Source organism: Agrobacterium sp. DSM 25558 (assembly GCF_900100825.1).
GTDB lineage: Bacteria > Pseudomonadota > Alphaproteobacteria > Rhizobiales > Rhizobiaceae > Agrobacterium.
The window spans coordinates 1-19,654 of sequence record NZ_FMUD01000056.1 but is presented as its reverse complement, the minus strand read 5'-3'; the positions used below and the strand labels follow the sequence as shown (position 1 = coordinate 19,654).

Below are 19,654 nucleotides of genomic sequence, written 5' to 3'. Positions count from 1 at the left end.
ACCAGGATCGCGCCGTCCATCTGGGCAGCACCGGTGATCATGTTCTTCACGTAGTCGGCGTGGCCGGGGCAGTCGACGTGCGCGTAGTGACGAGCAGGTGTCTCGTATTCAACGTGTGCCGTCGAAATCGTGATACCGCGGGCCTTTTCTTCCGGTGCAGCGTCGATCTGGTCATACGCCTTGTATTCGCCGAAATACTTCGTGATCGCAGCAGTCAACGACGTCTTGCCGTGGTCAACGTGACCAATCGTGCCAATGTTGACGTGCGGCTTGTTGCGCTCAAACTTGCTCTTTGCCATTCGTGGCTCTCCATTCCTGTCCCATAAAGGGAATAAACTCTAAATTTTGTTTGGGGCGTACCCCGATCACTTCTGACCGGAGTACTTTGCCTGGATTTCCTGAGCAACGTTGCTCGGAACCGGCGAATAATGATCGAAGGTCATCGAGTACTGCGCGCGGCCCTGAGACATGGAGCGCAGGTTGTCGACGTACTTGAACATGTTGGCCAGCGGAACATGCGCGTTGATGACAACGGCAATACCACGGCTTTCCTGACCCTGGATCTGACCGCGACGCGAGTTCAGATCACCGATAACGTCACCGACGTAATCTTCAGGCGTGACGACTTCGACCTTCATCATCGGCTCGAGAAGCTGTGCACCAGCCTTCTTCGCTGCTTCACGGAAGCAGGCACGCGATGCGATTTCGAACGCCAGAACCGAGGAGTCAACGTCGTGGTATGCGCCGTCGATCAGGGTTGCCTTGACGCCGAGCATCGGGAAGCCAGCCAGAGGACCGGAAGACAGAACGCTTTCGATACCCTTCTGAACGCCCGGGATGTATTCCTTAGGAACAGCACCGCCGACGATCTTCGATTCGAACTTGAAGTCTTCGCCTTCTGGGTTCGGTTCGAAGACGATCTTGACACGAGCGAACTGACCGGTACCACCGGACTGCTTCTTGTGTGTGTAATCTTCTTCGTGCTGACGTGTGATCGTTTCGCGGTAGGCAACCTGCGGAGCACCGACGGTGGCTTCAACCTTGAACTCGCGACGCATACGGTCAACGAGAATGTCGAGGTGAAGTTCGCCCATGCCAGCAATGATGGTCTGACCGGATTCTTCATCCGTCTTGACGCGGAACGAAGGATCTTCAGCTGCCAGGCGGTTGAGCGCGAGGCCCATCTTTTCCTGGTCGCCCTTGGTCTTCGGTTCGATCGCGATCTGGATGACCGGCTCAGGGAATTCCATGCGCTCGAGGATAACCGGCTTCAGAGGATCGCAAAGCGTATCGCCTGTGGTCGTTTCCTTGAGGCCAGCCAGAGCAACGATGTCGCCAGAGAAGGCTTCTTCGATGTCTTCGCGGGAGTTGGAATGCATCTGAAGCATACGACCGACGCGCTCGCGCTTGTCCTTGACCGTGTTCAGAACCGATGTGCCCTTTTCGAGCTTGCCGGAGTAGATACGTGCGAAGGTGAGCGAACCAACGAATGGGTCGTTCATGATCTTGAACGCAAGCATCGAAAGCGGCTCGCTGTCGTCTGGGTGACGCTCGATTTCGGCTTCGGTCTTGAAGTCGATGCCCTTGATCGCAGGAATGTCCAGCGGCGAAGGCAGGTAATCGCAAACGGCGTCGAGAAGTGGCTGAACACCCTTGTTCTTGAACGCAGTACCGCAGAACATCGGGTGGAACTTCACATCGATGGTGCCGCGGCGAACGAGTTCGCGAATCTTGTCGTTGTCAGGCATTTCGCCGTTCAGGTAGGCTTCCATTGCTTCTTCATCGATATCGACGACCTGTTCGATCATCTTTTCACGATATTCAGCAGCTTTTTCCTTCATGTCGTCAGGAATTTCAACGACATCCCACTGAGCGCCGAGCGACTCATCGCGCCAGATCAGAGCGTTCATTTCGATCAGATCGATAACGCCCTTGAATTCTGTTTCCGCACCGATTGGAAGCTGCATGACAACAGCGATGGCACCGAGACGGGTCTTGATCATTTCTACCGAGCGGTAGAAGTCAGCACCGGTCTTGTCCATCTTGTTGCAGAAGATCATGCGCGGAACATTGTACTTCTCAGCCTGACGCCAGACGGTTTCCGTCTGCGGCTCTACACCGGCGTTGGCATCGAGAAGAGCGATCGCACCGTCGAGCACGCGCAGCGAACGTTCAACTTCAATCGTGAAGTCAACGTGACCGGGAGTGTCGATGATGTTGAAACGGCGCATCGTGCCATCGCGACCCTTCCAGAAGGTCGTGGTCGCGGCGGAGGTGATGGTGATACCACGCTCCTGCTCCTGTTCCATCCAGTCCATCGTGGCTGCGCCATCATGAACTTCGCCGATCTTGTGCGACTTACCGGTGTAGTAAAGAATACGCTCGGTAGTGGTCGTCTTGCCGGCGTCGATATGCGCCATGATACCGAAATTGCGGTAGTCTTCGATTTTATATTCGCGAGCCATAACGGACTGCCTTTCGGATCGGTTAGATTACCAGCGGTAATGCGAGAATGCGCGGTTGGCGTCGGCCATCTTGTGCGTGTCTTCGCGCTTCTTGACTGCGGAGCCACGGTTGTTCGCTGCATCCATGAGTTCGCCGGACAGGCGATCGACCATGGTTGTTTCGTTGCGCTTGCGCGCAGCAGCGATCAGCCAGCGGATCGCGAGAGCCTGACGGCGCTCTGGGCGAACATCGACCGGAACCTGGTAGGTGGCACCACCAACGCGGCGCGAACGCACTTCAACGTGCGGAGCAACGTTGTCGAGGGCGGAATGGAAGATGCCGAGCGGCTCTGCCTTTGCCTTGCCCTGTACGACGTCGAACGCGCCGTAAACGATGCTTTCTGCGACCGACTTCTTGCCGTGAAGCATGATGGCGTTCATGAACTTGGTAACGATCAGATCACCGAACTTTGGATCCGGATTGATCTCACGCTTTTCTGCACTATGGCGACGGGACATATTCTTGTCTCTCAATTGTTATCGACGCTTTACCACGCGGAGAACCTCGCGCAGCGCCTGAATTAGTTTGAAACCGAATTACTTCGGACGCTTTGCACCGTACTTCGAACGACGCTGCTTGCGGTTCTTGACGCCCTGCGTATCGAGAACACCACGGATGACGTGGTAACGAACGCCCGGCAAGTCCTTTACGCGGCCGCCACGGATCATGACAACGGAGTGTTCCTGAAGGTTGTGACCTTCGCCAGGAATGTAGCCGATGACTTCAAAGCCGTTGGTGAGGCGGATCTTGGCAACCTTACGAAGAGCCGAGTTAGGCTTCTTAGGGGTCGTCGTGTAAACGCGTGTGCAAACGCCGCGCTTCTGTGGGTTTTCCTGAAGAGCAGGAACCTTATTACGCTTTACCTGTGCCTGGCGTGGCTTACGGATCAGCTGGTTTACGGTAGGCATATAACCATCCCTTGCAAAAACTACTTTAGCCACCCTCACGGATGGCGGTTATACCGTTTCCGGCAACGACGCACGCATGGTTTCATGCATAAATCGCGGCCCGATCCGGTTTCCACGGATGGACCACCAAGAGCAGAGGACGTAAATCCTACGTCTTGCATGCAACAATCGTGTCTCGTACGTGTTTTTGGACCCTTGTTTGAGGCGATCTCCAGAACGAGTCGTTCCGGACAGCCAAACCTCACATTGGTTCCGATGGCGGGCGTACTACTGTTTTACCCCGCTTTCGTCAAGGGTGATTCAGTATTTAGTACCCGCACGGCCTCCTCCAGCCGCCTTGGCATCCATGAATTGTAGCGTGTTTTAACATAATGCCCCTCCCCTTGCACGCTTTTGCCAATCGGGCCTTTGGCTTTTCATAAAAGCCGTCTATTGATTCCCTAAAGGCGGACGCTTGCGCACCGCCACACAATAATAACCAGAAAAGGAATCGCGTCATGATCACAGAACCAGACAACGACAACGGACGCGACGATCCCATGGTCTTCATCGTCATCGGCAAAGCCTATGAGCGTGAAGGCGACGAAGGCATCGACATCCACATCATCCTGCGCGCCCCAGATGACGACACCGCCGTGCGAGAAGCCCTCAACGCCCTCTCCGAAGAAGGCTTCCTCGAAGCCGACCTCGACCAGATCGGCATGCTGAACGACGTGCCAGACGAAGAGCCGCATGCCTCGGCCTATCAGGGCGCGCTTGAGGGTGAAGTGGCGATTATCAAGTTTGCTTGAAATGAGAATGGGCGCGCTGTGTTCGCTGGCGCGCTCATGCGAAAGCCGATAGGTGCGGTCAATCATCTTATGATTGACAAAAGCGTGACGTGGTAAGCTTTTGTGCGAAGAGCAGACACGTGGATTGCTTTGACAGAAATTTCCATTTACAAGAATTTCGTCGCGAAAAACGACCGCCATTTTAGGCCGTCGCAGATAAGTAAACCCAGCGCACAGCTGTGGTTATGCCAGCGTCTCCCGAAGTATTATTACATCTGACAGGAGCGCTTCAATGCGAAACTCTATTGCTATTATTGGTGCAGGCCTTGGCGGCCTTACACTGGCTCGCGTTCTCCATCTTCATGGCATCGCGGCGACGATATATGAGGCTGAACCGTCGGCGAATTCGCGAACACAGGGCGGACTGCTTGATATTCATGAATATAATGGTCAAGTCGCCCTCAAGGCTGCGGGTCTTTACGATGCCTTCCTTGATCTGGTGCGACCGGGTGAGGATGCAAAACGTATTGTTGATAAGAACAGCGTCATCCTCTTCGACAACCCAGGCGGTGCCGAAAACCGCCCTGAAATTGATCGCGGCGATCTGCGAGACATGCTCATTCATTCGATTCCGCCAGAAACGATCAAATGGGGGCGTAAGGTTACGTCGGTAACTCCGCAAGGAGATGGACGGCACGAAATCAGCTTTGCCGATGGCTCCACCATAACCTCTGACTTGCTCGTAGGTGCCGACGGTGCATGGTCGAGAGTTCGCCCTCTTCTGTCCAAAGCAACTCCGATCTATTCAGGCACGCTCTTTATCGAAACCATTCTCTTTGATGGAGACATCCGCCATAAGCCGAGTTCGGATGCCATCGGTACTGGTACGCTGATGGCGGTCGCTCCAGGTCAGGGAATATTGGCGCATCGTTACGCCAACGGGACCTTGCACACGTATGTCGCGCTGAACAGACCTGCGGATTGGGCCAATTTCATCCAACACTCGAACCCTAAGAGTGGCTTGGCTCGTATCGCAGAAGAATTCGAAGGGTGGGCTCCCGAGTTGCTCTCTCTCATCACTGCCAGCGAAACCGTGCCTGTCATCAGGCCTATCTATACGTTGCCGGTCGAGCACCGATGGGAGAGAACACCTGGTGTGACGTTATTGGGCGACGCAGCACATCTGATGTCACCTTTTGCAGGTGAAGGCGCGAACCTAGCGCTTTATGACGGCTTCGAACTCGCAAAAGCCCTTATTGAAACATCTGGCACAACAGAAGATGCACTTTCAGCTTATGAAAAAAAGCTTTTTCCCAGAAGCGCCAAGATCGCGGCCGAGACTGCCGAAAACCTCAGGCGTTTTTTTGACGAAAACGCCCCTCAAAGTGTGGTCGATCTGTTTAAAAGTCATCAAGCTACGCAGCCGGGCTGATTTTTGGATAAAGGCCTGGACATAATCCTTAGGACGTTCCCCAAAACAAAAAAACGCCCGGATCACTCCGGGCGTTTCCATTTAGACCAGACAGAGCCTCTTGCGAGGCCCCTGCCCTAACTACCGTTATTCGGCAGCCGGAGCCTTGGCTGTCATGTCCTGCAACATCTGGTTTGCGGAAGACGAGCCGGTGCTCTTCTTGCGCTCTTCGATGATGAGCTCGTCGCGGTTTGTCGCGATGCGGCGGATCTGGGTCATGGTGCCGCCGGTACCGGCCGGGATAAGGCGGCCGACGATGACGTTTTCCTTCAGACCCTGCAACGTGTCGGTCTTGCCGGCGATTGCAGCTTCCGTGAGAACCTTTGTGGTTTCCTGGAACGAAGCAGCCGAGATGAACGATGGCGTTTGCAGCGATGCCTTGGTGATACCTAGAAGAACAGGGTCGCCGTAAGATGGCTTCTTGCCTTCGTCGATCAGACGATCGTTGTTGTCTTCCATTTCGATGCGATCAACACTGTCGCCAACGATGTAATGCGAGTCACCTGCATCGGTGATTTCCACCTTCTGCAGCATCTGACGCACGATCACTTCGATGTGCTTGTCGTTGATGACAACACCCTGCAAGCGGTAGACTTCCTGGATTTCGTTCACGAGGTAGGAAGCCAAAGCCTCTACGCCCTTGATCGCCAGAATGTCGTGCGGTGCCGGGTTACCATCGAGAATGTATTCGCCCTTCTCGATGTAGTCGCCTTCCTGAAGGTGGAAGGGCTTGCCCTTCGGGATCAGGTATTCGACTGGCTCGACGCCATCTTCCGCAGGCTCGATCTGAACGCGACGCTTGTTCTTGTAGTCGCGGCCCAGACGGATCGTACCATCGATTTCGGCGATGATAGCGTGATCCTTCGGACGGCGCGCTTCGAAGAGTTCGGCAACACGCGGCAGACCACCGGTGATGTCCTTGGTCTTGGCGCTTTCCAATGGCGAACGTGCAAGCACGTCACCCTGGAAAACCTTCTGACCAGGCTCGACCGACAGAATAGCGTCAACCGAGAGCTGGAAGCGGGCTTCACCGCCACGAGCAAGCTTCAGCACGTTGCCGGAAGCATCCTTGATGATGATCGTCGGCTTCAGGTCCGAACCACGTGGTGTCGAACGCCAGTCGATAACCTGACGCTTGGTGATACCGGTGGACTCGTCGGTCGCTTCCAGAACGGAAAGACCATCGACCAGATCTTCGAAGTGAACAGTCCCTTCCACTTCCGTCATCATTGGACGTGTGTAAGGATCCCACTCGGCCAGACGCTGGCCGCGCTTGACCTTGTCGCCATCGTCTACGAACAGCTTTGAGCCATAGGCTACACGCTGCGAAGAACGTTCGACGCCACGCTCATCGAGAATGGTGACGGACATGTTACGGCCCATCGCGATGAGAATGTTTTCAGAGTTGCGCAGGCTGTTGCGGTTCTTGATCTGGATCGTACCTTCATACGATGCTTCCAGGAACGATTGGTCGACCACGTTCGCCGTTCCGCCAAGGTGGAACGTACGCATTGTGAGCTGCGTGCCCGGTTCACCGATGGACTGAGCGGCAATAACGCCAACCGCTTCGCCCATGTTGACAGGTGTACCGCGTGCAAGGTCACGACCGTAGCAGACGCCGCAAACACCAACCTGAATTTCGCAGGTCAGAGCAGAGCGAATGCGAACGGACTGGATGCCCGACTTTTCGATAACAGCGATATCGGCTTCATCCATCAACGTGCCAGCCTTGACGATGTTCTCGCCAGTAACCGGGTTGTCGATATCATCAAGAGCCGTACGTCCGAGGATACGTGCGCCAAGCGAAGCAACAACCTGACCGGCATCGACGATGGCAGTCATGGTGAGGCCCTTTTCAGTGCCGCAATCCACAGAGTTGACGATGCAATCCTGCGCCACGTCAACGAGACGACGTGTGAGGTAACCGGAGTTCGCCGTCTTCAAGGCCGTGTCTGCAAGACCCTTACGGGCACCGTGCGTCGAGTTGAAGTATTCGTTAACGGTCAGACCTTCCTTAAAGTTGGAAATGATCGGCGTTTCGATGATCTCACCCGATGGCTTGGCCATGAGGCCGCGCATACCACCCAGCTGACGCATCTGGTTCGGAGAACCACGCGCACCGGAGTGGCTCATCATATAGATGGCGTTCATCGGCTTCTGGCGACCGGTCTCTGGATCGAACTCGACGGCCTTAATGCGGGCCATCATGTCTTCAGCGACCTTTTCGGTTGCCTTGCCCCAAGCGTCTACGACCTTGTTGTACTTTTCGCCCTGAGTGATCAGGCCGTCATTGTACTGCTGTTCGTATTCCTTGACCAAAGTTTCGGTGTCGCCAACGATCTTTACCTTGGTTTCCGGAATGATCATGTCGTCCTTGCCGAACGAAATGCCGGCGCGGCAAGCATGGGTAAAGCCAAGCTGCATGATGCGGTCGCAGAAGATGACCGTGTCTTTCTGGCCGCAATGACGGTAGACCGTGTCGATCATCTTGGAGATGTTCTTCTTGGTCATTTCCTGGTTGCAGGTTTCGAAAGGCACGTTGACGTTCTTCGGCAGAAGCTCGCCAATGATCATACGGCCAGGTGTGGTTTCGTAGATCTTGGAAACCATTTTGCCATCGGCATCCATGGTCTTGAAGCGGCCGCGAATTTTCGCGTGCAGCGTCACAACCTTGTTTTCCAGAGCATGGTGCAATTCGCCCATGTCGGAGAATGCCATGCCTTCGCCCGGCTCGTTCTGGTTCAGGATCGACAGGTAGTACAGGCCGAGAACCATGTCCTGTGAAGGAACGATGATCGGCTGACCGTTTGCAGGGTGCAGAATGTTGTTGGTCGACATCATCAGCACGCGTGCTTCCAACTGCGCTTCAAGCGACAGCGGAACGTGAACGGCCATCTGGTCGCCGTCGAAGTCGGCGTTGAAGGCCGTGCAGACGAGCGGGTGCAGCTGAATAGCCTTGCCTTCAACCAGCATGGGTTCGAAAGCCTGGATACCCAGACGGTGAAGTGTCGGCGCGCGGTTCAGGAGAACCGGGTGCTCGCGAATAACCTCGTCGAGGATATCCCAAACTTCCGGCTTTTCCTTTTCAACCAGCTTCTTGGCCTGCTTGACGGTGGAGGAGTAACCCTTCGCATCAAGACGGGCGTAGATGAACGGCTTGAACAGTTCGAGCGCCATCTTCTTCGGAAGACCGCACTGGTGCAGCTTCAGCTCAGGACCCGTCACGATAACCGAACGACCGGAATAGTCGACGCGCTTGCCGAGAAGGTTCTGGCGGAAACGACCCTGCTTGCCCTTGAGCATGTCGGACAGCGACTTCAGCGGACGCTTGTTGGCACCCGTGATGACGCGACCGCGACGGCCGTTATCGAACAGCGCATCGACGGATTCCTGCAACATACGCTTTTCGTTGCGAATGATGATGCCAGGCGCACGAAGCTCGATCAGGCGCTTCAAACGGTTATTACGGTTGATGACGCGGCGATAGAGATCGTTCAGGTCGGACGTGGCGAAACGGCCACCATCCAACGGAACCAGCGGACGAAGGTCCGGTGGAATGACTGGAACAACCTTCATGATCATCCACTCGGGACGATTGCCAGATTCCATGAAGTTCTCAACGATCTTGAGACGCTTCATGAACTTCTTCTGCTTCAGATCCGATGTGGTCTCGGCAAGATCCGTGCGCAGGTCGCCAGCGATCTTTTCGAGGTTCATCGAAGCCAGCATCTCGTAGATGGCTTCAGCGCCGATCATCGCAGTGAACTGGTCTTCACCAAATTCATCCACGGCAATCATGTATTCTTCTTCGTTCAGAAGCTGGTTCTGCTTCATCGAAGTCAGGCCAGGCTCGGTCACGATGTAGTTTTCGAAGTAGAGAACGCGCTCTACATCTTTCAGCGTCATGTCAAGCAATGTCGAGATACGCGAAGGCAGCGACTTCAGGAACCAGATGTGCGCAACGGGTGCTGCCAGTTCGATATGGCCCATGCGCTCACGGCGAACACGCGACAACGTCACTTCGACGCCGCACTTTTCGCAGATGATGCCCTTGTACTTCATGCGCTTGTACTTGCCGCACAGGCACTCATAGTCCTTGATCGGTCCGAAAATACGCGCGCAGAACAAACCGTCACGCTCTGGCTTGAAAGTACGATAGTTGATGGTTTCCGGCTTCTTGATCTCACCGTATGACCACGAGAGAATCTTTTCCGGGCTCGCAATCGAAATCCGGATGGAATCGAAGTGCTGTGCCGGTACCGCCGGGTTGAAAAGGTTCATGACCTCTTGGTTCATGCCTGTCTCCTTAGGGGTTTGGCCCCTTGCTTGCATCTGGCACGGTGCAGTCCGCATCACCGGCCAATGCCTAAAACATGATTAACCGCAAAATGCGGCGGAAGTTTCTACCGTCAGGCGCAAGCCATCGGGCGAAACAGGCAGGCACCAGTGAGGTGCCTGCCCTTTGTGTTTCTTATTCCGCCGCGTCAGGCAGTTGACCCGCTGCATTGGCTTCGTCGAGCTTCGAATTTTCGAGTTCGACGCTGAGGCCCAGCGAGCGCATTTCCTTGACGAGAACGTTGAAGCTTTCAGGAATACCGGCTTCGAAGGTATCGTCACCACGGACGATTGCTTCGTAAACCTTGGTGCGGCCTGCCACGTCGTCAGACTTGACGGTGAGCATTTCCTGCAGCGTGTAAGCCGCGCCGTAAGCTTCCAGAGCCCAGACTTCCATTTCCCCGAAACGCTGTCCGCCGAACTGCGCCTTACCACCAAGCGGCTGCTGGGTAACAAGCGAGTAAGGACCGATCGAGCGAGCATGGATCTTGTCGTCGACAAGGTGGTTCAGCTTGATCATGTACATGTAGCCGACGGTCACCTTACGGTCGAAGGTTTCACCGGTACGACCATCATACAGAACAGACTGACCCGACTCGTTGAGACCGGCTCTCGTCAGCATTTCCGCAACGTCAGGCTCATGCGCGCCGTCGAAGACCGGCGTCGCAATCGAAACGCCCTTTCTGGACTGCTCGGCAAGACGGATCAGAGATTCGTCATCGAAATGAGCGACCTCGTCCTTGGCTTGCGAGGCATACACTTCCGTCAACTCACGCTTCAGGTCGGTGATATCCAGCGACTTGTGATACTCGTCGAGCATGTCGCCGATCTTCTTACCCATGCCGGCGCAAGCCCAGGCAAGGTGGGTTTCGAGGATCTGGCCGACGTTCATGCGCGATGGCACGCCCAGCGGGTTCAAGCAGATGTCGACGTGCGTACCGTCTTCCAGGAACGGCATGTCTTCAACCGGCACGATACGCGAGACAACGCCCTTGTTACCGTGACGGCCAGCCATCTTGTCGCCTGGCTGAATCTTGCGCTTCACAGCAACAAAGACCTTGACCATCTTCATGACGCCTGGAGGCATTTCGTCGCCGCGCTGAACCTTCTCGACCTTATCCATGAAGCGCTGTTCAAGGCGCGACTTGGATTCGTCGTACTGACCACGAAGCGCTTCCAGCTCGGACTGAGCCTTTTCGTCTTCGACGGCAAACATCCACCACTGCGAGCGGGGATATTCGGATACGACGGCGTTCGAAAGCTCGACGCCCTTCTTGAAGCCCTTTGGACCGGCAATGGAAACCTGTCCGCGCAGCATCTCGATCAGACGACCGTAGACGTTACGGTCAAGAATGGCCTGTTCGTCGTCACGGTCCTTTGCAAGACGTTCGATCTCTTCGCGCTCGATCGCCATTGCACGTTCGTCTTTTTCGACGCCGTGACGGTTGAACACGCGAACTTCAACGACCGTACCAAACGTGCCGGGAGGCATGCGCATGGATGTGTCGCGAACGTCGGACGCCTTTTCACCGAAGATGGCGCGCAGAAGCTTTTCTTCCGGCGTCATCGGGCTTTCACCCTTTGGCGTGATCTTACCGACGAGAATATCGCCAGGCTGAACTTCCGCACCGATGTAGACGATACCGGCTTCGTCGAGGTTCTTCAGCGCCTCTTCCGAAACGTTCGGAATATCACGGGTGATTTCTTCAGGACCAAGCTTGGTGTCGCGTGCCATCACTTCGAATTCTTCGATGTGAATGGACGTGAACACGTCGTCGGAGACGATGCGTTCGGACATCAGGATGGAGTCTTCGTAGTTGTAACCGTTCCAAGGCATGAACGCGACGAGTGCGTTGCGGCCAAGCGCCAGGTCACCGAGGTCGGTCGAAGGACCGTCAGCGATGATGTCACCCTTGTTCAGAATGTCACCGACGGCGACCAGCGGACGCTGGTTGATGCAGGTGTTCTGGTTGGAGCGCTGGAACTTCTGGAGACGATAGATATCAACGCCGGACTTGCCTGCATCGAGATCTTCCGTCGCACGGATAACGATACGGGTCGCATCCACCTGATCGACCACGCCACCACGACGCGCCGCAATGGCAGCACCGGAGTCACGGGCAACGATCGGCTCCATGCCGGTTCCGACAAACGGAGCCTCGGCGCGCAGCAATGGAACGGCCTGACGCTGCATGTTCGAGCCCATGAGAGCGCGGTTGGCGTCGTCGTTTTCTAGGAACGGGATGAGAGCCGCAGCAACCGAAACCAGCTGCTTCGGCGAAACGTCCATCAGGTTGATGTTGTCACGCGGAGCCAACATAACTTCACCGGAGTGACGGCAAACAACGAATTCTTCGGTGAATGCGCCTTCAGCGTCCAGCTCGGCATTGGCCTGTGCGACGTAGTACTTGGCCTCTTCCATAGCAGAGAGGTAGATCACTTCGGTCGTGACCTTGCCGTCGATGATCTTACGGTACGGGCTTTCGATGAAGCCGTACTTGTTGACGCGGGCAAAGGTTGCGAGCGAGTTGATCAGACCGATGTTCGGGCCTTCCGGCGTTTCGATCGGGCAAATACGGCCGTAGTGCGTTGGATGAACGTCGCGGACTTCGAAGCCAGCGCGCTCGCGGGTCAGACCACCTGGTCCAAGAGCCGAAAGACGGCGCTTGTGGGTGATTTCCGAAAGCGGGTTCACCTGGTCCATGAACTGCGACAGCTGCGAGGAGCCGAAGAATTCGCGAACAGCAGCAGCAGCAGGCTTGGCGTTGATCAAATCCTGCGGCATCACGGTGTCGATTTCGATCGAGGACATACGTTCCTTGATCGCACGTTCCATGCGCAGCAGACCCAGACGATACTGGTTCTCCATCAACTCGCCAACAGAACGAACGCGGCGGTTACCGAGGTTATCGATATCGTCGATTTCGCCCTTGCCGTCACGCAGTTCGACCAGCATCTTGACGACAGCAAGAATGTCTTCCTTGCGCAGTGTGCGCACGGAATCTTCCGCATCGAGATCAAGACGCATGTTCATCTTCACGCGGCCAACGGCAGACAGGTCGTAGCGCTCGCTGTCGAAAAACAGCGACTTGAACATGGCTTCGGCCGAATCCATGGTCGGTGGCTCACCCGGACGCATGACGCGGTAGATGTCGAACAGAGCTTCCTGACGGTTCTCGTTCTTGTCTGCTGCCAGCGTGTTGCGGATGTAGGCACCAACATTGACGTGGTCGATGTTGAGGATCGGAATTTCGTCGAAACCAGAGTCAAGAATGAGCTTCAGCGTCTTCTCGTCGATTTCATCACCGGCTTCGAGATAGATTTCACCTGTCTCGTAGTTGACGATGTCTTCGGCAAGGTAGTTGCCATAAAGCTCTTCGTTGGAAGCCTTCAGGAACTTCAGGCCCTTGTCGGACAGCTGACGGATCAAACGAGGTGTCAGCTTCTTGCCGGCTTCGACAACGACTTCGCCCGTGTCGGCATCGACCAGCTCGGTGATGACCTTGGCACCCTTCAGCACGTCTGGCTGATAAGGGTAACGCCAGCCTTCGCCGTCGCGCTCATAGCTTGCCTTGGTGTAGAAGGTCGACAGAATTTCTTCGCCGTCCATGCCAAGCGCCATCAGCAACGATGTTGCAGGCAGCTTACGACGACGGTCGATACGCGCGTAGACAACGTCCTTGGCATCGAACTCAATGTCGAGCCACGAACCACGGTAAGGAATGACGCGTGCAGCAAACAGAAGCTTGCCGGACGAATGGCTCTTGCCCTTGTCGTGGTCGAAGAACACGCCTGGCGAACGGTGCATCTGCGAGACGATAACGCGCTCTGTACCGTTGACGATGAACGTGCCGTTGTCTGTCATCAAAGGCATGTCGCCCATGTAGACGGACTGTTCCTTGATGTCCTTGATGGACTTCGCGCCTGTATCTTCGTCGATATCGAACACGATGAGGCGCAGCGTCACCTTGAGCGGCGCTGCGTAAGTCAGATCGCGCTGACGGCATTCTTCTGTGTCGAACTTAGGCGGTTCAAATTCGTACGATACGAATTCGAGCATGGAAGCGCCTGAAAAGTCGGTGATCGGGAACACGGACCTGAATACCGCGTTCAATCCCTCATCAGGGCGCCCGCCTTCGGGCTCCTTGACCATGAGAAACTGGTCATACGAAGCCTTCTGAACCTCGATGAGGTTCGGCATTTCCGCTACTTCTGGAATTTTGCCGAAAAACTTGCGTACGCGCCTGCGACCGTTAAACGAAAGGGTCTGAGCCATCGTCGCTCCTTTAAAATTGCATCCGGGCCTGCAACGGACGGGAACCGCTGGCCAGTCGATCCCGTCAATCCAATGAGTATCTTCAATCTCGTTTCACATCCCGAAGTGTAAGGCCGGATTGCCTCTACAGCGCGGTTCGAAACTATTCTCTTGAAGAACCCATTACCCAAAAGCCATTTTCACGCGGCTTTTGGGTAATACGTTCGGGAGAAATGTGATCAAGAGGCGGTGCGGACACCGCCTCCCGAACATTTCAAAATTACTTGACGTCAACCTTGGCGCCAGCGTCTTCAAGCTTCTTCTTAAGGTCAGCAGCTTCAGCCTTGGAAACAGCTTCCTTAACAGCCTTAGGAGCGCCTTCAACGAGGTCCTTAGCTTCCTTCAGGCCGAGACCTGTGATTGCGCGGACTTCCTTGATGACGTTGATCTTGTTTGCGCCAGCTTCAACGAGAATAACGTCGAATTCTGTCTTTTCTTCTTCAACAACAGCAGCAGCGCCGGCAACAGCAGCAGCAGCAACTGGTGCAGCAGCGGAAACGCCCCACTTTTCTTCGAGAAGCTTGGAAAGCTCAGCAGCTTCCAGAACTGTCAGAGCAGAGAGGTCTTCAACGATCTTTGCGAGATCAGCCATGTTATAGTTCCTTTAATTCGGTTCGAACCGGTTTGAATATTTACAGCGAAAAACCGCCTTAAGCGGCTTCGTCCTTCTTTGAGTAAGCCGAGAACACGCGAGCAAGCTGGCTTGCTGGTGCTGCAACAACCGTAGCGATGCGTGTTGCAGGAGCCGCAAAGAGGCCCAGCAGTTTCGCACGCAGCTCGTCCAGCGAAGGCAGGGTCGCAAGCGACTTGACTGCTTCGGCGTTGAGCGTGGTTGTTCCCATGGCACCGCCCAGAACAACGATCTTGTCGTTGGTCTTTGCGAAATCCATGACGACTTTCGGAGCAATCATAGGGTCAGTGCTGTATGCAATCAGCGTCTGTCCCTTGAAGAGATCGATGATCCCTTCCGACTCCGTACCCTGAAGAGCGATCTTGGCCAGGCGGTTCTTCGCGACCTTGACGGTGCCGCCAGCAGCGCGCATTTTCGAACGAAAATCGTTCATCTGCGCAACTGTGACACCAGCATAGTGGGCCACGACAACTGAACCAGAAGCCTTGAAGACTTCATTCAGCTCCGTGACGAATTCGCGTTTTTCCGCTCTTTCCACTGTCTGTCTCCAGTAGATGAGAACACATTAAACTGTGATCCCATCGGGTTTGCCTTTGCCTCAAGAGATCTTGTTACCAAAATCTCAAGCGACGCTTGAGGATCCTGTCCCCCGCTCTGTCGCCGCAAACGGCTTCAGGCACAGGCACATCAGGTTCGAACCGGATTATTAAGCACCCTTGGGTGCGAAAATCCGGGCCTTACCCGTCTCATGTAGGCTGAATGATTAAGGCCAAAATCCCGAAGGAAATAAGCCACCTACAATCTCGGACAGGAGTTCCAGGTTGCCCTGGAAATTCCCGACCCTTGCGAGCCGGAAATCGAGTTTGCCGCGTCTTTTTCAAGACGCGGCGAATTCTTTAAGCTGTGACCGACGAAGGCTCGATGCGAACGCCTGGACCCATGGTCGAGGAGATCGCTACGCGCTTGACGTAGTTGCCCTTGGCACCAGCTGGCTTTGCCTTGATGACGGCGTCAGCGAAAGCCTTGATGTTTTCTTCGAGCGCCTTGGCGTCGAAGGAAGCTTTGCCAATACCAGCATGCACGATACCAGCCTTTTCGACGCGGAATTCAACAGCGCCGCCCTTAGAAGCCTTAACAGCTCCAGCAACGTCCATCGTAACCGTGCCAACCTTCGGGTTAGGCATCATGCCGCGTGGGCCGAGAACCTTACCGAGGCGACCAACGAGTGGCATCATGTCAGGTGTTGCGATAACACGATCGAAGTCGATCTTGCCGCCCTGAACGATTTCCAGCAGGTCTTCTGCACCAACGATGTCTGCACCAGCAGCCTTGGCTTCATCAGCCTTCGCACCACGAGCAAAAACAGCAACGCGAACGTCACGGCCTGTGCCGTTTGGCAGGTTGACAACGCCGCGAACCATCTGGTCTGCATGACGTGGGTCAACGCCGAGGTTCATGGAAACTTCAACAGTTTCGTCGAACTTGGCGATAGCCCGTTCCTTAACCATCGAAATGGCGTCGGTCAGGACGTAAAGGGTCTTTGGATCAACGCCTTCGCGGATCTTCTGTGCGCGCTTTGCAAGCTTTGCCATGATCAACCTACCACTTCCAGGCCCATGGCGCGGGCAGAGCCCTCAACCATTGCCATTGCGCCTTCGATATTGGCGGCATTCAGATCCTTCATCTTGGCTTCAGCGATCGTCTTGACCTGAGCCTTGGTGATGGAACCGACCTTGGCACCCTTACCAGGTGTCTTGGAACCGGCAGTGATCTTTGCTTCCTTCTTCAACCAATAGGTCATGGGCGGCTGCTTCATGACGAAGGTGAAGGACTTGTCCTGGTAATAGGTGATGACGACCGGGATCGGCATACCCTTTTCCATTTCCTGCGTGGCGGCATTGAACGCCTTGCAGAATTCCATGATGTTTACGCCACGCTGACCAAGCGCCGGGCCGATTGGCGGGGACGGGTTTGCCGATCCTGCCTTGACCTGAAGCTTGAGCTGGCCTGCAACTTTCTTAGCCATATCTCTCTGCCTTTCGAATAGAACCGGTTTCCCGGCTCAACTTGCCGGAACTTCCGGCGGCTGCGGTTGCGTGGTGCGACCCCTGACCCGGCTTAAGAGTTCAGAGTATCTTCCACGCGTTTTGCGGCTATGCCGCATCACATCAGTTAGAAATAGCAAGGACTTGCGATCACTTCCTGATGTATTCCATCGAAGGCGGCGACGCCTTCAGAAACTCGTCAAACTTTTTCGACCTGCGCATATTCCAGCTCGACAGGTGTGGCGCGACCAAAGATCGACACTTCCACCTTAAGGCGTGAACGCTCTTCATCGACATCCTGCACAACACCGTTGAACGATGCGAATGGACCGTCGGAGACGCGAACCTGCTCGCCGATTTCGAACGATACCGAAGACTTCGGACGCTCGACACCCTCCTGAACCTGACCAAGAATGCGGTCGGCCTCGGAGTCAGGGATCGGCACAGGCTTGTTATCCGAACCCAGAAAGCCCGTTACCTTGGGCGTATTCTTGATGAGGTGATAGGCCTCATCCGTCAGGTTGGCGCGAACGAGCACGTAACCTGGGAAGAACTTCCGCTCGCTGTCGACCTTGCGACCGCGACGAACCTCAACGACCTTTTCGGTCGGAACCAAGATACGTTCAAAAAGGTGCTCAAGACCCTTCTGACGAACCTTCTCTTCAATCGACTCAGCGACCTTCTTTTCGAAGTTCGAATATGCCTGAACAATATACCAACGCGCTGCCATCTTTACTCTCCGCTCAATTCGTTACCGGCCAACGCTCAGAACGAGACTGAGCAACCAGCCGATGAGCTGGTCAGCCGCAAAGAAGAACAGTGCCGCGAAGATAACCATTACCAAAACCATGGCCGTGGAAATCATTGTCTCGCGGCGCGACGGCCAAGTGATCTTCGACGCTTCGGCGCGAACCTGCTGCAGAAACGTAAACGGATTGGTTTTGGATGCCATTGACTGCCCACGCAATTACGGCACGTAAAGTCGAAATAATCGACCCCACGCACCGCGTGTCTATTTTGACCTACTTAAACATCCATCACCCCTTTAACAAGAGGAAATCGACATTCGGCGAATTTCACCGGTAAACCGGCACCTCACCTGCCTTGCAGCGATACCGCGCTTGCGGATGAGGAATGGCAGGGGCAGTAAGGCTCGAACTTACGACCTGCGGTTTTGGAGACCGCCGCTCTACCAACTGAGCTATACCCCTTCAACGAACATTCCGGCTAACATCTTTTGTCCGCCATGGTCCGTGACGCCCGTTTAAGGCCACGAATCTTTATTGGCAAGTGTTTTTTTTATTTTTCACCGACTTGGCTTGGAAGTCGCGATTTCAAAAAACCGATACCTGTTTGGAAACTCCGTGTTAAGGCCGGCACAATCCAAAGCGAGCGCGTCAAAACTCCCCAAAACAGGCGTGTACGCAATAAAACAAGGAATGCGCCAAACGGCGCATCCCTATTTCTAAAGAACATTTGTCGATTATGCGCGCTGAACAACGGTCAACATGCGTTCTTTTGCAGCAAACCACTCTTCAGCATAATCGTCATTCTTGTACTCGTCGAAATACGGCCCACCATCGGTGAAATGGACGTTATCCGCATCGGGATTATGATCATATTCGTTGACCAGCCAATTCCAGGTCGCCGGGATCTCGCCGATCAGATCGTCTGATTCTAGCCACTTGAACTGGTGCAGTTGCAAGCCCGTTGCCGTATTGACGTAATCCTTTGTCAACGCCTTGCATTTGGCATTGTTAAACAGGATGAAGCTCGACCAGTTCTTCTTTTCGTACTTGGTCTGCGTCTGCCCCAGGAACTTCGTTTCCACCTTCGGCACGTAGTCGTGCTTGACGCACATGGCCGCATAACGATCATCGCGCAGGCTCCAGAGCTTGGCGATATCCGTGCGCATCAGCATGTCGCAATCCGCGAAGATCGACCAACCTTCATAGTTGCTGAGATGGGGTACGAGAAAACGGGAGAATGAAAATTCCGTCGTCTGAAGCTGGTTGCGCTCCCGCGTAAAGAGCCCCACGAGATTATTGAGGGCAATGGGCGTAAACTCCACCGGAATGGAACTCTTCTCCTGAATGCTCTGGCAGAAGACGTGGTAGGCGACGACTTCCTTGCTGTCGAAGCCTATGAAGATACGAGCAGTCTCGGACATGGTTACTCCAGTGATTTACCGATTTCGGAACTATGTGAATAATTGTAGCGCGAATTAGTCCACTTTATGGACGGATTCGTCAAGTTTGCCTGTCACCACAATTTTCACACGAACATTATTTCATCAAACAAAAAAGCCCCGCTGTTTCCAGCGGGGCTTCATCAAATCCCTTGTGGGAAAAGATTACTCGACGATCGAAGCCACGATGCCAGCGCCGACGGTACGGCCGCCTTCGCGGATCGCGAAGCGCAGCTTTTCTTCCATCGCGATTGGAACGATCAGTTCGACTTCAACGGTAACGTTGTCGCCTGGCATAACCATTTCCGTGCCTTCTGGAAGCGAAACGATACCGGTCACGTCAGTCGTACGGAAGTAGAACTGTGGACGGTAGTTCGTGAAGAACGGTGTATGACGACCGCCTTCTTCCTTCGTCAGGATGTAGGCTTCAGCCATGAACTTCTTGTGCGGCTTGACAGAGCCGGGCTTGCAAAGAATCTGACCACG

Annotated in this window: 15 protein-coding genes, 1 tRNA gene and 1 pseudogene; 2 read left to right on the top strand and 15 right to left on the bottom strand. The window is 54.7% G+C overall.

The features are described from left to right. From DSM25558_RS26560 to rpsL, 4 genes are all read right to left on the bottom strand, one after another. On the bottom strand, positions 1-299 hold a 299-nt coding region (locus tag DSM25558_RS26560; protein WP_244554324.1), incomplete at its 3' end, for a GTP-binding protein. A gap of 66 nt (positions 300-365) precedes the next feature. Further along, positions 366-2,465 (bottom strand): elongation factor G, encoded by a 2,100-nt coding sequence (gene fusA / locus DSM25558_RS26555; RefSeq protein ID WP_077107634.1) that lies wholly within the window; start codon positions 2,463-2,465, stop codon positions 366-368. Between the two features lie 27 nt (positions 2,466-2,492). Beyond that, a complete protein-coding gene (rpsG, locus tag DSM25558_RS26550) occupies positions 2,493-2,963 on the bottom strand; it encodes a 30S ribosomal protein S7 (RefSeq protein ID WP_067643726.1) in 471 nt (156 codons plus the stop codon). A 78-nt stretch (positions 2,964-3,041) separates the two neighbouring features. After that, positions 3,042-3,413, bottom strand: coding sequence for a 30S ribosomal protein S12 (gene rpsL / locus DSM25558_RS26545; RefSeq protein ID WP_042618537.1), 372 nt, complete (start codon positions 3,411-3,413; stop codon positions 3,042-3,044). Positions 3,414-3,910: 497 nt separating this feature from the next. On the opposite strand from rpsL, the gene DSM25558_RS26540 reads away from it, so the two are divergent. Together DSM25558_RS26540 and DSM25558_RS26535 are read left to right on the top strand one after the other, a co-directional pair. Then, positions 3,911-4,204, top strand: coding sequence for a transcriptional regulator (locus DSM25558_RS26540; protein ID WP_067643729.1), 294 nt, complete (start codon positions 3,911-3,913; stop codon positions 4,202-4,204). 271 nt (positions 4,205-4,475) lie between these two features. Beyond that, a complete protein-coding gene (locus DSM25558_RS26535; protein ID WP_077107633.1) occupies positions 4,476-5,615 on the top strand; it encodes an FAD-dependent oxidoreductase in 1,140 nt (379 codons plus the stop codon). Between the two features lie 126 nt (positions 5,616-5,741). Here DSM25558_RS26535 and rpoC read toward each other — a convergent pair whose 3' ends face one another. From rpoC to tuf, 11 genes and pseudogenes are all read right to left on the bottom strand, one after another. Then, positions 5,742-9,950, bottom strand: a complete 4,209-nt coding sequence (gene rpoC, locus DSM25558_RS26530; protein WP_077107632.1) for a DNA-directed RNA polymerase subunit beta' — start codon at positions 9,948-9,950, stop codon at positions 5,742-5,744. Between the two features lie 175 nt (positions 9,951-10,125). Next, entirely contained in the window at positions 10,126-14,265 is a 4,140-nt protein-coding gene (gene rpoB, locus DSM25558_RS26525) for a DNA-directed RNA polymerase subunit beta (RefSeq protein WP_077107631.1), read from the bottom strand. A 259-nt stretch (positions 14,266-14,524) separates the two neighbouring features. Beyond that, positions 14,525-14,896: a 50S ribosomal protein L7/L12 gene (gene rplL, locus DSM25558_RS26520; protein WP_077107630.1), complete on the bottom strand. Its 372-nt coding sequence runs from the start codon at positions 14,894-14,896 to the stop codon at positions 14,525-14,527. A 58-nt stretch (positions 14,897-14,954) separates the two neighbouring features. Then, a complete protein-coding gene (gene rplJ / locus DSM25558_RS26515) occupies positions 14,955-15,473 on the bottom strand; it encodes a 50S ribosomal protein L10 (RefSeq protein WP_077107629.1) in 519 nt (172 codons plus the stop codon). Between the two features lie 358 nt (positions 15,474-15,831). Next, positions 15,832-16,527: a 50S ribosomal protein L1 gene (gene rplA / locus DSM25558_RS26510; protein ID WP_077107628.1), complete on the bottom strand. Its 696-nt coding sequence runs from the start codon at positions 16,525-16,527 to the stop codon at positions 15,832-15,834. Positions 16,528-16,529: 2 nt separating this feature from the next. Beyond that, positions 16,530-16,961, bottom strand: coding sequence for a 50S ribosomal protein L11 (gene rplK / locus DSM25558_RS26505; RefSeq protein WP_067643756.1), 432 nt, complete (start codon positions 16,959-16,961; stop codon positions 16,530-16,532). A gap of 218 nt (positions 16,962-17,179) precedes the next feature. Next, positions 17,180-17,710 (bottom strand): transcription termination/antitermination protein NusG, encoded by a 531-nt coding sequence (gene nusG / locus DSM25558_RS26500; protein WP_077107627.1) that lies wholly within the window; start codon positions 17,708-17,710, stop codon positions 17,180-17,182. A 21-nt stretch (positions 17,711-17,731) separates the two neighbouring features. Beyond that, entirely contained in the window at positions 17,732-17,932 is a 201-nt protein-coding gene (gene secE, locus DSM25558_RS26495; protein ID WP_042618546.1) for a preprotein translocase subunit SecE, read from the bottom strand. Between the two features lie 183 nt (positions 17,933-18,115). Beyond that, positions 18,116-18,191, bottom strand: a tRNA-Trp gene (locus tag DSM25558_RS26490). A 272-nt stretch (positions 18,192-18,463) separates the two neighbouring features. After that, positions 18,464-19,150, bottom strand: a complete 687-nt coding sequence (locus DSM25558_RS26485; RefSeq protein ID WP_077107626.1) for a glycosyltransferase family protein — start codon at positions 19,148-19,150, stop codon at positions 18,464-18,466. A 183-nt stretch (positions 19,151-19,333) separates the two neighbouring features. After that, positions 19,334-19,654, bottom strand: a pseudogene (gene tuf / locus DSM25558_RS26480) (elongation factor Tu); the annotation flags it as partial.